This window comes from Streptomyces sp. NPDC039480 (assembly GCF_055597165.1).
Genome location: NZ_JBVITX010000002.1, coordinates 419966 through 431990, shown reverse-complemented (window position 1 = coordinate 431990; position 12025 = coordinate 419966). Strand labels below are relative to the sequence as shown.

General features: G+C 71.9%; 11 protein-coding genes. 2 read left to right on the top strand and 9 right to left on the bottom strand.

The features are described 5' to 3' along the window. Positions 1 to 182 precede the first annotated feature (182 nt). The 5 genes from ACZ56E_RS07965 to ACZ56E_RS07945 all read right to left on the bottom strand — a co-directional run bounded on the left by ACZ56E_RS07965 (position 183) and on the right by ACZ56E_RS07945 (position 4970). The gene (locus tag ACZ56E_RS07965; protein ID WP_471212222.1) at positions 183 to 1283 is read right to left on the bottom strand and encodes a BMP family lipoprotein; all 1101 of its coding nucleotides are present in this window, start codon (positions 1281 to 1283) and stop codon (positions 183 to 185) included. Between the two features lie 199 nt (positions 1284 to 1482). Then, entirely contained in the window at positions 1483 to 2763 is a 1281-nt protein-coding gene (locus ACZ56E_RS07960) for an amidohydrolase (protein WP_471213104.1), read from the bottom strand. Positions 2764 to 2848: 85 nt separating this feature from the next. Continuing rightward, positions 2849 to 3418: a hypothetical protein gene (locus ACZ56E_RS07955; protein ID WP_468604774.1), complete on the bottom strand. Its 570-nt coding sequence runs from the start codon at positions 3416 to 3418 to the stop codon at positions 2849 to 2851. An 81-nt stretch (positions 3419 to 3499) separates the two neighbouring features. Next, the gene (locus ACZ56E_RS07950) at positions 3500 to 4006 is read right to left on the bottom strand and encodes a carboxymuconolactone decarboxylase family protein (RefSeq protein WP_471212220.1); all 507 of its coding nucleotides are present in this window, start codon (positions 4004 to 4006) and stop codon (positions 3500 to 3502) included. Positions 4007 to 4082: 76 nt separating this feature from the next. Then, positions 4083 to 4970 (bottom strand): LysR family transcriptional regulator, encoded by an 888-nt coding sequence (locus ACZ56E_RS07945; RefSeq protein WP_471212219.1) that lies wholly within the window; start codon positions 4968 to 4970, stop codon positions 4083 to 4085. Positions 4971 to 5069: 99 nt separating this feature from the next. Between ACZ56E_RS07945 and ACZ56E_RS07940 the strand changes: the two genes are divergently transcribed. After that, the gene (locus ACZ56E_RS07940; protein WP_471212218.1) at positions 5070 to 6551 is read left to right on the top strand and encodes an MFS transporter; all 1482 of its coding nucleotides are present in this window, start codon (positions 5070 to 5072) and stop codon (positions 6549 to 6551) included. Between the two features lie 43 nt (positions 6552 to 6594). Then, positions 6595 to 7059 (top strand): protein-tyrosine phosphatase family protein, encoded by a 465-nt coding sequence (locus tag ACZ56E_RS07935; RefSeq protein ID WP_471212216.1) that lies wholly within the window; start codon positions 6595 to 6597, stop codon positions 7057 to 7059. Between the two features lie 6 nt (positions 7060 to 7065). Here the strand turns inward: ACZ56E_RS07935 and ACZ56E_RS07930 are convergent, their stop codons facing one another. The 4 genes from ACZ56E_RS07930 to ACZ56E_RS07915 are packed head-to-tail and all read right to left on the bottom strand — an operon-like array spanning position 7066 to position 11865. Then, a complete protein-coding gene (locus tag ACZ56E_RS07930; RefSeq protein ID WP_471212214.1) occupies positions 7066 to 8178 on the bottom strand; it encodes a hypothetical protein in 1113 nt (370 codons plus the stop codon). Between the two features lie 29 nt (positions 8179 to 8207). Continuing rightward, a complete protein-coding gene (locus ACZ56E_RS07925) occupies positions 8208 to 9161 on the bottom strand; it encodes an N-acetylneuraminate synthase family protein (protein ID WP_398300482.1) in 954 nt (317 codons plus the stop codon). 14 nt (positions 9162 to 9175) lie between these two features. Beyond that, complete coding sequence (locus tag ACZ56E_RS07920; RefSeq protein ID WP_468604756.1) at positions 9176 to 10489, bottom strand: cytidylyltransferase domain-containing protein; 1314 nt, start codon at positions 10487 to 10489, stop codon at positions 9176 to 9178. Positions 10490 to 10533: 44 nt separating this feature from the next. Then, positions 10534 to 11865, bottom strand: coding sequence for a DUF6716 putative glycosyltransferase (locus ACZ56E_RS07915; protein WP_471212212.1), 1332 nt, complete (start codon positions 11863 to 11865; stop codon positions 10534 to 10536). Between the last annotated feature and the right edge of the window lie 160 nt (positions 11866 to 12025).

The window sequence follows — 12025 nt, the reverse complement described above, 5'->3', positions numbered from 1 at the left end:
CACCCGGCGCTGATTTCGCCGCAGCGTAACGCGCGTAGACCTGACATAAGAACCCTTCTGTCCGGTCCGTTATCGAGCTGTGGCCACCGGGTGTCGGACAGCCGAACGACGGGTGGGCGCCCCCTTGATGGGGGCGCCCAGTCGTCACACGCAGTACTACGTAAAACGTCCCGGACCGTGCGCTACGGAACGATCTTCACCTCGACCTTGCCGCCGACGATGTCCTTCTCGGCCTTCTCCACGGCGGCGACGACGTCCTTCATCTCCCGGTACTTCGGATTCGAGTCGGAGAAGCCGACGCGGCCCGACTTGAGGTCGTAGCGCTGCTCGCCCTTCATCGGCTTGCCCTCGACGACCGACTTCGTCAGGTCGTAGACCGCGCCGCCGACGTCCTTGAACGCGGAGCCGAGGATGTAGTCCTTGTACTTGGCGAGGGCCTTCTGCTTGTACTGGTCCGAGTCGACGCCGATGGCCCACTTCTTCTGCGAGCCTGCCTCCTGGATGACGCCCTGGCCCGAGAGGCCCGCCGCGTGGTAGATCACGTCCGCGCCGGCCTCGATCTGACCGCTCGCCGCGTTCTGCCCGCGGTCCGGGCTGGAGAATCCGCCCTCCTCGGGCTTCTCGGTCAGATACCGCTTCTCAATTTTGATCTTGGGATCGACGGATTTCACGCCCTGCACGAATCCGGCCTCGAATTTGTGGATGAGCGGAATGTCCACGCCGCCCACGAATCCGACGTGTTTGGCCTTGGTCGCCTTGGCGGCGGCGACGCCCGCCAGATAGGAGCCCTGTTCCTCGTGGAAGACCAGGTCGGCGACGTTGTCCGCTTTCACGGTGTTGTCGTCGATGATCCCGAAGGTGGTGTCGGGGAACTTCTTGGCCGCCGCCTCCACCGCGGGCGCGTAGACGAAGCCGACGCCGATGACCGGGTCGTAGCCCTGCCTCGCGAGCTGTTCGAGGCGCTGGACCTTGTCGGCGCTGGACTCGCCGTCGCCCGGCTCCATGTCCACGCCACCGATCTTGAACTCCTTGCGGGCCTTCGCATAGCCCGCGTACGCGGCGTCGTTGAAGGACTGGTCGCCCTGCCCGCCGATGTCGTACGCGAGTCCGATGCCCTTGCCCTTGTACGAGGAGCCGGCGGAGCCCTTGTCCTTGCGGTTGTCGTCCTGCGAGGCCTCGTTGCTCGTCTCGCCGCAGCCGGCCGCGGCGAGAGCGAGGACCGCGAAGGCGGCGGTGATGTGAGTGGCGCGAGATTTCCGCGATTTCGAAGAGAGACGACGCACAGGAGCACCCCTTGATCGCCAACGCGCCGCGTACGGCGCTGATTTCGGCGCACATTAACGCGCGTAGAAAGGGAGGGGAACGGGTTTTCGCGATGCCGTTACCCCTTCGTGCTTTTCGTGCTCCACGCGACGGGGGCCGGTTACGCCGACGGGCTCACGCCCCGCGCAACCGGCCCCGCCGTCATGCCGTGCCGTGCCGCTAGCTCACCGCGTCCAACAGCGCTGCGGCGGTGAAGAGTTCGACGCCTGCCGTGATCGCCGCCTCGTCCACGTCGAAGTCGCCCTGGTGGAGGTCGCGGACGGTGTGCTCGCCCGGGACGCGCACGCCGAGCCGGGCCATGGCGCCCGGCACGTGCTCCAGGTACCAGGAGAAGTCCTCGCCGCCGAGGCTCTGCTCGGTGTCCTCGACGGAGTGCGGGCCGCGTCGCTCGGACATCGCGTCGCGCAGGAGGTCGGCGACCGCGCCGTCGTTGACGACGGGGGGCACGCCGCGGATGTAGTTGATGCCGGACTTGGCGCGGTACATGTCGGCGACCTCCTGCACGGCGCCGTGCAGCAGGTCCGGCGCCTCCCGCCAGGCCCTGAGGTCGAGGCAGCGCACGGTGCCGGAGAGCTCGGCGTGCTGCGGGATGACGTTCGGCGCGTGGCCCGCCTCGATGCGGCCCCAGGTCACCGAGAGGCCGGAGCGGGCGTCGACGCGGCGGGCGACCAGGGCGGGCACCTCGGTGGCGACCTTGGCGGCGGCGGTGACGAGGTCCGTGGTGAGGTGCGGGCGCGCGGTGTGCCCGCCGGGTCCGTCGAGCGAGACCTCCAAGCGGTCGCAGGCGGAGGTGATGGGGCCGTGCCGCAGGCCGATGCGGCCCGCGTCGACCCGGGGGTCGCAGTGCACGGCGATGATCTTGCCGACGCCGTCGAGGGCGCCCGACGCGATGACCTCGGTGGCGCCGCCCGGCAGGACCTCCTCGGCGGGCTGGAAGATCAACCGCACCGGAAAGGGCAGCTGCCCCTTCCTCGCAAGATCGGCGAGGACGAGTCCGGCGCCGAGGACGACGGTGGTGTGCACGTCGTGCCCGCAGGCGTGGGCGCGGTCGGGCACGGTGGAGCGGTACGGCACCCCGAGCTTGGTGTCCGGGATGGGCAGCGCGTCGATGTCGGCGCGCAGGGCGAGCATGGGCCGCACGCCGTGCGCGCCGCCCCCGGCGGGGCCGCCCGCCGCCACGGGGTGCGCGCCGATGTCGCAGACGAGCCCCGTGCCGGTGGGGAGCACACGGGGCTCGAGGCCCGCCTCCTCGAGGCGGGCCTTGATGGCCGCGGTGGTACGGAACTCCTGGTTGCCGAGCTCGGGGTGCATGTGGAGGTCGCGACGGAAAGCGACCAGTTCGGCACGCAGCGCTTCGGGCAGCGTGCCGGGGAGTGTTTCCGCAGGTGCGGACTCCGTTCCGGACACGCCGTCGGACACCTCTTCGGACGCACGGGACATCAGTTGGTTCACCCTCTGAAGGGTAAGGCGATGCAACGGCCAACTAACCCACGATCAACAAAAGTTCAGCCCGATAGGGGAAGAATTACTGGCCTCGTGGCGCATGGCCGCCGATCGGGATGGGTAGAGATTTACGCCGCCTCGGGGATGCGCAAGTCGTCCGGCGCCTGTAGTAGGCGAGGGCGACCGCTGTGAGCAAGGGCGGCCACGCGATCAGCGGTATATAGCAGAACACGAGTAGTGCGGTTTGCGCTGTTCCGCCCGTCACACCCGTTTCGCTCCCCAGTCCGGCGACCTGGGCGTAGCAGGCCCAGCCCAGGAGCCCGAAGAGCCCGGCCGCGCCGAGCAGGGCCGGTACGACGGCGGCCGGCGGCGGGATCTGCCGCCCGCCGAGCACGGGTACCCACGCGGGGACGACCTCACCCCACTCGCGCACCAGACCGAGCGTGAGCAGGGCCAGCCCCTCGGACACGACGCTGAGCAGCAGGATGTACACGGCCTCCCCCACTCCTCGCTGCGGTTCCGCGGCCACGGGGAGCCCGGCGACGAGGGCCACCCGCCACAGCCCCGAGGGCAGTGTGACGAGCGGCACGGCGTGCGCGGCGAGGGCGGCCCAGCGGGGGACGTCGGGCAGCGCGGTGATTTTCATCGGCATGCGTCCGATGCTCCCGCCGGGCACGGGTGCCCCACGTCCTCATCGAGGCCCAGATGCCTCCGCCGTCCGGGGGAGCCGGCCTCACCCCCACGGGTCGGAGAACGACCGCCCCGGCACGGGCTTGGCCACCAGTGCCACGGCGATGAAGAAGTTGACCTGACCGATCGCGAACATCAGGGTGGCGAGCGCCTTGGGGTCGTAGTGCTCGGCCGCTTCGGCGTACAGCTCGTCGGAGACCCTCTCGCCGTGGGCGGCCGGCTGGAGCACGGCCTCCACGAGCGCCAGCGCGGCCCGCTCGGGGCCGGTGAAGTACGGCGAATCCTGCCAGGACGCGACCGACGTGATCTTCTCCTCCGGCACGCCGCCCTTCCGCAGGAAGCCGGTGTGCAGCACGGTCAGATAGGTGCTGCCGACGATCTGCCCGGCGCGCAGCTGCACCAGGCCGATCGTCGGGCGCGGCACCGAGCCGTTGCCGGTGGCCCGGAACAGTGCCGCCGAGACGTCCGCCAGCTCGGGGACGAGCTGCGCGGGGTCCTGGGCCATCCGGGGCGCCATCGGGACCTCTGCCGTGATCGAACGCGTTTCCATGGCCATCTCCTCGTGTCGTGGTGCCTGCTCTCGGTGCACTGACGGAGCCCGGCGGGGAGATGTGACCGGTCGCGCGCTAGGAAGCGGAAATTTCTCGTGCCGTCCGTGCGAAGGCCGCCACCGCGCCCGTTTCCTGGTCCCTGCGCCAGACCAGGCCGTAGGCCGTCGGCTCCGCGTCCGTGAGGGGGACGTAGGCGATGCGGGGGCGGGCGAAGTACGTGGCGGTGTGGGCAGGGGCCAGGAGGGCGCCCTTGCCCCCGGCCACCAGCGTCAGGGCCTCCTGCATGTTCGTCACGCCGGGGCCGCGGCCGATGGGGCGGCCGCTCGGGGTGGTGGACGGGACGTGGTGGTCGAGCCAGTAGTCCGGGACCTCGCCGGCGATGGTGAGGAGGGGGACGTCGGCCAGGTCCTCCAGGGTCACGGAGGACCTGGCCGCCAGGGCGTGGCTCGCGGGCAGGGCGAGGACCCGGTCCTCCGCGAGCAGCACCGACCCTCCGCGCAGGTCCTCCTCCCGTACGGGGAACTCCGTCAGCTGCACGTCGAACTCGCCCTTGCGCAACTGCCCGTACGGATCGCCGAGCGGCACCTCGCACACCTCCACGGCCAGGCCGGGGTGGCTGACGCGCAGGGCCTCCGTCGTCCTCATCACGATCTCGCCGGTGAGGGGGTTGTCGAAGCCCACGTGCAGGACGGAGTCGATGCCGCGGGCCGTCGCCACGGCCCGCGCCAGGGCGTCCTCGATGCCGCGGTGGTGCGGTTCGAGGTCGGCGCGCAGCTGGCGGCCGAGCGAGGTGAGGGCCACGCGGCGGCTGGTGCGGATGAACAGCGGTGACCCGACGCGGCGTTCGAGGCGCTGCACGAGCTGGCTCACCCGGGCCCTGGACAGCCGCATGCGCTCGGCCGTGCGGCCGAAGTGCAGCTCCTCGGCGAGGAGCAAGAAGCACTCCAGTTCGTCGCGTTCCATCGCCGTACCCCCAGGTCGTTCCGTATCGGTCAGCCTGGCTGAACGAACGTTGCGATGTTCGCCGTTGTTCCGCGACCGCGCCCGGCCGAGGGTGTCGGCATGAGCGAAAACCACGCGCCGCACGCGCACCAGTCCCCCGACAGACCCCTCACCGGCCGCGAGTGGGGCGTCCTCCTCGTCCTCTGCGGCGCGATCTTCCTCGAGGGCATCGATGTCGCGATGCTCAACGTCGCCCTCCCCTCCATCCGCGCCGACCTCGGCCTGTCCACCGGCTCGCTCCAGTGGGTCATGAGCGCGTACGTCCTCGGGTACGGCGGGTTCATGCTGCTCGGCGGGCGGGCCGCCGACCTCTTCGGGCGCCGCCGGATGTTCGTCCTCTGGCTCGCCGTCTTCCTCGTCTTCTCCGGGCTCGGCGGCCTCGCCACCGAGGGCTGGATGCTGATCGTCGCCCGCTTCGTCACGGGGATCGCCGCGGCGTTCATGACGCCCGCGGGGCTGTCCATCATCACCACCGGATTCGAGGAGGGGCCGCGGCGCAACAAGGCGCTGCTCTTCTACTCCGGCACGGCCGCCGGCGGCTTCTCCATCGGTCTGGTCGTCGGCGGGCTGCTCACCCAGCTCGGCTGGCGGTGGGTGTTCTTCGCGCCCGTCGTGCTGTCCGCGGTGATCCTGCTCGCCGCCCTCGCGCTGGTGCCCCGCTCGCCGCGGCCGGACCGCGCCGGGCAGAGCGTCGACCTGGCGGGCGGGCTCACGATCACCGCCGCCATCGTGCTGCTGGTCCTCGGCGTGGAGCGCGCCGCGCACACCGCCTTCGGGTGGACGGCGCTCACGGTCGGCGCCGGGCTCGCCCTGCTGGCCGCGTTCGTCGCGATCGAGCGCCGCGCGCCGGCCCCGCTGGTCCGCCTCGGCATCCTGCGGAGCGGCCCACTGGTCCGCGCCAACCTCTCCGGGCTGCTCTTCGCCGCGGGCTTCTTCGGCTTCCAGTTCCTGGTCGTCCTCTACCTCCAGGAGCTGCGGGACTGGTCGACGCTGCAGACCAGCTTCGCGATGATCGTCATCGGGGTCGACGCGATCCTCTCCCCCGTCCTCACGCCCCGCCTGGTGGCCCGCTTCGGCAACGCCCGGGTGATCTTCGGCGGCCTGCTGCTCGCCGCGCTGGCATACGCCCTGTTCCTGCCGGTCGGCCCCGACTGGACGTACGCGATGATGTTCCCCAGCCTGATCATCCTCGGTACCGCGTTCTCCCTGGCGTACGGCCCACTCACGATCGTCGCCACGGAAGGCGTGGCGGAGGAGGAGCAGGGCCTGGCGGGCGCACTGCTCTACACGTCCTTCCAGTTCGGCGCGGCGGTCGGGCTTTCGACGGTCACGGCGGTCAACGTCGCGGCCACGACGTCGACTTCACCTGCGGCGCTGCTCGACGGTTATCGGGCCGCGCTCTGGGTGCCATTGGCGGCGGCGCTGCTGGCGGCGCTGATCAGTGCGTTCGGGCTGCGCGGGCGGCGGAGTGCGCTGGTGGCGGCCGGGGCCCCGGCCGCCGGGGACGAGGTGCCCGTCCTCGATGCTGCGGGGCGCCCATGACAAACCCTGTACGCCGGCGGAGCCCACGCGTGAGACTGAGGTCATGGACGAGAACCGTGGCGTGACGACAGTGAGCTGGCAGGCCGCTGCCCCCGGTGTTCTCCGGTTGCCCTCCGGGCGGCTGGTCCGGGGGCGGGGGCTGCGGCGGCCGTTGCCGGAGGGGGATGTGCCGGGCCTCGGTGTGTATCTGCTCGGGAAGGAGCCGCCCGGCGTCCCCTGGGAGGCGCGGTGGCTGCGGTGGCCCGACTTCCGGCTTCCCGGGGACCGGGAGCTCGCGCGGGAGGTGTTGCGCGAGGCGTGGGAGCGGGCCGCCGGGGAGCGGGTCGAGGTCGCGTGCGGGGGCGGGCGCGGCAGGACCGGGACGGCGCTGGCGTGCATCGCCGTCCTCGACGGGGTGCCCGCGGACGAAGCCGTCTCCTATGTACGGGCGCATTACGACCGGCACGCGGTGGAGACGCCGTGGCAGCGGCGGTACGTGCGGAACTTCAGCGGTAGTGGCGGTACGTAAGGGACTTCAGCCGGTGGCGGCCGCCCCGTGTCGTACCGAGGACAGCCGGTGCACGTCGCGGGCCGTGCCCGTGACGCCGGAGAGGAAGCCCTGGGCGCGTGGTGACGCCGTCTCTGTGAGCCAGGCCGGGTCGATGTCGCAGACCGCCACCTTCACCTCCGTGCCCGCCAGGGCGAGCGGCAGGGTGTGGACGACGGTGGAGGGGAAGCTGAGGATGGTGCGGCCGACGGGGCCGCGGCGGGCGATGAGTTCGAGGGGGAGGTCCGGGCGGACCACCTGGAGGCCCGTCTCGACCGCGAGCCGGTGGAGTTTCTCGGAGCTTTCGCGGCGGTGGGCGAAGTAGCGGTTGGCACCGTGGGCGCGGGAGAGGGCGCGGACCGCTTCGACGTAGCGGTCCGGGTCGACCACGCCCGTCTCCACCAGTGAGGTGCCCACCAGGTCGGCGCCGCGCGTGATGCGGGGCGGGCCGAAGCGTTCCCTGGTCCAGGCGAAGGTGTTGACGGAGACGGTCACGCCGTCGGGCGCGCTGTCGATCGGCATCGCGGAGAAGACCTCCACGGTGCGGGTGCCGCCCGGGGTGAGGCGGCGCCGCGCCGAGGCCGAGACCGGGGCGAAGACCAGGTCGCGGGGGCCCGGCCGGCCGCCCTTGCGGTGCCAGCGCTGGAGCCGCTCGCCGCGGGCCAGCTGGGAGATGAACTCCATCGTGGCCGTGCCGTCGTCCACCACGGCCAGGGAGCGGGCCCTGGTGATGGTGAGGAGGAGCTGTACGTAGCGGGAGAACGGGTCGCCGATGACGATCCGGTCGGCCCTGCGCAGGGGGCCCGCGAGGCCCCCGATGGTCTGGAAGGGAGCCGACGCGCCGCCGCGCGCCTCCTCCCAGCGGACCTCGACGCCCTCTTCGCGGGCGAGCTGGGCCATGCGGCGCAGCTGGCCGCGTGTCATGGGGTCGTTCGGGGACAGGACGACGACGGTGAGGCCCCCGGCCGGGCCGGTGGCTGCCGCGGAGTGCGCCCACTCCAGGACGTTCAGCAGCTGGACCGGGCTCTCCACGAACGCGAGCGTCGTGGCGGCCCCGGCCGGGGCCGTGGTGTCGTCGGCCCGGCCGACTCGGGGGCTCATCGTCGTATGTCCGTCTCCCGGTAAGAGGTTCAGACCGCGACCGGCTCGGCGTCCGAGGAGTTCTCGCTCTCGGCGACGACGCCGGCGACGCGGCGGAGCTTCTTCATGGGGCCGAGCTCCGACTCGTAGACCTTCTTGACGCCGTCGCCGAGGGACGCCTCGATGGTGCGGATGTCGCGGACGAGGCGGGTGAGGCCCTGCGGCTCGACGGAGGCGGCCTGGTCGGAGCCCCACATGGCGCGGTCGAGGGTGATGTGGCGCTCGACGAAGGTGGCGCCGAGGGCGACGGCGGCGAGCGTTGTCTGGAGGCCGGTCTCGTGGCCGGAGTAGCCGATCGGGACGTTCGGGTACTCGGCCTGGAGGGTGTTGATGACGCGGAGGTTGAGCTCCTCGGCCTGCGCCGGGTAGGTCGACGTGGCGTGGCACATCAGGATGTTGTCGGAGCCGAGGACCTCCACCGCGTGGCGGATCTGCTTCGGGGTCGACATGCCGGTGGAGAGGATGATCGTGCGGCCCGTGGCGCGCAGGGCGCGGAGCAGCTCGTCGTCGGTGAGGGAGGCGGAGGCGACCTTGTGGGCGGGCAGGTCGAACTTCTCCAGGAAGGCGACGGCCTCGGTGTCCCACGGGGACGCGAACCAGTCGATGCCGCGCTTGGCGCAGTGCTCGCTGATGGCCTGGTACTCGGCCTCGCCGAACTCCACGCGGTGGCGGTAGTCGATGTACGTCATGCGGCCCCAGGGGGTGTCGCGCTCGATGTCCCACTGGTCGCGCGGGGTGCAGATCTCCGGGGTGCGCTTCTGGAACTTCACCGCGTCGCAGCCGGCCTCGGCGGCCACATCGATCAGCTTGAACGCGTTCTCCAGGTCGCCGTTGTGGTTGATGCCGATCTCACCGGTGATGTACACGGGCTGACCGGGACCGGCCGTCTTCGAACCGAAGCGGCGGAGACGGGAGTTGGCGCCGATGGAGGTGATGTTGCTCATGGTGGGAACAGTCCTTAATTGTGGAGGGAGTCGAGAGAGGGGCCGAGGATCCAGGTGGCGATCTCTCGGATCGCGCCTTCACCGCCGGGGAGGGTGGTGACCGCGCGTGCGGCGCCGCGTACGACGTCGTGGGCGCTCGCGACCGCCACGGGCCAGCCCACGAGGGCGAAGCACGGGAGGTCATTGACGTCGTTGCCGACGTAGAGCACGCGCTCGGGAGCGATGCCCTGTTCCTCGCACCACTGCTTCAGTGCGAGGTCCTTGCGGTCGATGCCGTGCAGGACGGGAAGCTTGAGCTTCCTGGCGCGCGCGGCGACGACCGGGTTCTGTTCCGTGGACAGGATCAGCATGTGCAGGCCGCTCCTGCGGAGGGCCGCGATGCCGAGGCCGTCCCCGCGGTGCACGGAGACGAACTCCCGTCCCTCGGAGTCGATCAGCACCCTGTCGTCGGTCTGGGTGCCGTCGAAGTCGAGGACGACCGCGTCGATGTCGGCGGCGGTCGGGAGGGCGGCCGCGTCCCCGGGACGGGCCGCGTCGAAGAGGGGGGCGAGCGCGCGGGCGCGGGCGAGGTCGTGCGGGTCGTCGACCTCGAGGACGCGCGCGGGGTCGGTGCGGACGGGCTCGGTGCGGCCGAAGAAGCGGTGCTTCTCGGTGCGGAAGCCGGCCGCGTCCATCGCGTAGGCGGCACCGGTCTCCAGGAGGTCCTGGGGGCGGTCCTGGCGGCGCGGGCGGAACGACTTGTCGTGGTTGACGCCGTAACCGCCGTGGATCCGCTTGGAGTTGGCGAGCATCGCCGTGCCGCCGCGGGTGTCCGTGCGCTGGGCGGGGACCTCGGTGGAGTTGTCGGCGTCGTCGGCCGCGTCGCGCCAGATGAAGCCGTGGAAGGGCGCCACCGTGACGGCCGTGTCGGCGCCGTGCTCGGCGACGGCCGACGCCACCCCGTCGATGTCCTCGTGGGTGAGGAAGGGGCTGGTGCACTGCACGAGCAGGACGACGTCGACGGTCGTGCCGTGCAGCTCCTCGTGGGCGTCCATCGCGTGCAGCACGGCGGCCTCGCTGGTCGCGGTGTCCCCGGCGATCGCGGCGGGGCGCAGGACCACTTCGGCGCCGGCGGCGCGGGCGGCCTCGGCGATCACGTGGTCGTCGGTGGAGACGACGACGTCGGTGACGAGCCGGGCGGCGAGGCACTCGCGGATGGCGCGGGCCACCAGCGGCACGCCGCCGACCGGGGCGAGGTTCTTGGCGGGCACGCCCTTGGAGCCGCCGCGGGCGGGGATGACGGCGAGCACGCGGCGGTCCTGCGCGCTCGCGGGGTCGGGGAGGGGCATGGGGGCTCCTTGGAGGGGGTGGGTGCGCTCGGCTCGCCCGGGGCTCACAGCTCGCCCATCCGCCGGATGACGGGGGCCACGCGCTGCACTCCGTGGCGGTAGGCGCCACGGGCCGCGCGGCGCACGATCTGCCGTACGGGGCCGGGGTCCTTGCCGGGCGTGGGGGCGCCCGGCAGCGGGGTGCCGTCGGGGCCGAGGTGGTGGCGGGCGAGGATGCCGGGCAGATAGCCGCGGGCGGTGGTGAGGCTGTAGTAGGGCTGGAGGGGCGGGAGCCCGCCGGCGGCCGCGTCGGCGAGCAGCTCCGTGACGCGCTCGCGTGCCGCGTCGAAGGCCTTCTCGTACGCCCCGTCGGCGGCGACGCCCTGCCGGGCCAGCCACCTCTCGTCGGGCTCGGGCAGGTGGCCCGCGTCCAGCTGGTCCCAGGAGGCGAGGCAGCCCGAGCCGGTGAAGTGGTGGTTGCCGAGCGCCTCGCGCACCCCGAGGTCGGTGAGGACGGCGGTGGGGATGCGGCGGTGCAGGGATTCGAGCGCGGCCGTGGAGCTGACGGTGACGAGGAGGTCGGTGCGGTCGAGGACCTCGCCCATGTGGCCGTAGACGAGGCGGCAGTTGGCGGGCAGGCCGCCGTCGACGCGCTGCGCCAGCTTCTGGTAGGGCAGCTCCTCGATGTGCGTGGTGTGCTCGCCGGGCTTGCTGCGCAGCTTGAGCAGGACCTCGCGGTCGGGGTGCAGCCTGGCGTGCTCGGCGAGGCGGCGCAGCAGGTAGGTGCGGTGCGCCGCGGTCTCCGGCACGGAGGGCTGGGCGGCGAAGACGACGGTGTACGGGTCGTGCTCCGCGTAGGGCGCGCCGCCGAGGAAGGGCAGCGCGGCCTCCGTCACCGCCGACCCGTCGGCGCCCACTCCTTCGTACACCGCGCGGAAGCGCTCCGCGTCCTGGCGGGAGTTGGCGAGGACGACGTCCGCGCCGTGCCGCAGGAGGAGGCCGTCGGCGAGCTTCTCGTAGACGACGCCGACATAGCCGGTGACGACGACGGGCCGCTTCCTGGTGGCGCCGGTGAGGCGGGCGTCCTGCGTGACGCGGGCGAGTCCGTGCAGCACCGCCTGGACCGCCCCGCCCACCAGGGCGAGCACGATCACGTCGGGTGCGTCCCGCTCCATCTCGCGCAGGAACTCGACGGCGGTGACCTCGCGCAGTGAATCCGCGCGGACGCCCACTTCGTCGAGCTGCCGGGGGGTGGGAGTGGCCCGGCCGCGGAGCAGGAAGCCGCTGAGCCGACCGTCCGACACGATGCGGTTCGCTGTGAGAGCGCCCCATTTCCATCGTGTGTCGGAGTCGGCGAGCACGGCGACCCGCAGCGGGTTTCGATGACTTCCTTGCACGTCCCAGACGCTAGGAAGGCATTTCGATTCGCGGCCCAACTCAGGTGCAACAAACGGTTAACAGCACGCCGACGAATGGCGAATCGGCCCCGGAAAAGCCGGTCCGGCAGCCTGGTTAACCATTCCGCCACGCGTCGTTCACCTGGCATACCGCTGCGGG

Excerpts from the sequence above, each read along its gene's own strand:
- ACZ56E_RS07935 (WP_471212216.1), top strand. The coding sequence starts at position 6,595 with ATGGACGAGAACCGTGGCGTGACGACAGTGAGCTGGCAGGCCGCTGCC.
- ACZ56E_RS07945 (WP_471212219.1), bottom strand. The coding sequence starts at position 4,970 with ATGGAACGCGACGAACTGGAGTGCTTCTTGCTCCTCGCCGAGGAGCTG.
- ACZ56E_RS07925 (WP_398300482.1), bottom strand. The coding sequence starts at position 9,161 with ATGAGCAACATCACCTCCATCGGCGCCAACTCCCGTCTCCGCCGCTTC.
- ACZ56E_RS07960 (WP_471213104.1), bottom strand. The coding sequence starts at position 2,763 with ATGTCCCGTGCGTCCGAAGAGGTGTCCGACGGCGTGTCCGGAACGGAG.
- ACZ56E_RS07940 (WP_471212218.1), top strand. The coding sequence starts at position 5,070 with ATGAGCGAAAACCACGCGCCGCACGCGCACCAGTCCCCCGACAGACCC.
- ACZ56E_RS07930 (WP_471212214.1), bottom strand. The coding sequence starts at position 8,178 with ATGAGCCCCCGAGTCGGCCGGGCCGACGACACCACGGCCCCGGCCGGG.
- ACZ56E_RS07950 (WP_471212220.1), bottom strand. The coding sequence starts at position 4,006 with ATGGAAACGCGTTCGATCACGGCAGAGGTCCCGATGGCGCCCCGGATG.
- ACZ56E_RS07920 (WP_468604756.1), bottom strand. The coding sequence starts at position 10,489 with ATGCCCCTCCCCGACCCCGCGAGCGCGCAGGACCGCCGCGTGCTCGCC.
- ACZ56E_RS07955 (WP_468604774.1), bottom strand. The coding sequence starts at position 3,418 with ATGCCGATGAAAATCACCGCGCTGCCCGACGTCCCCCGCTGGGCCGCC.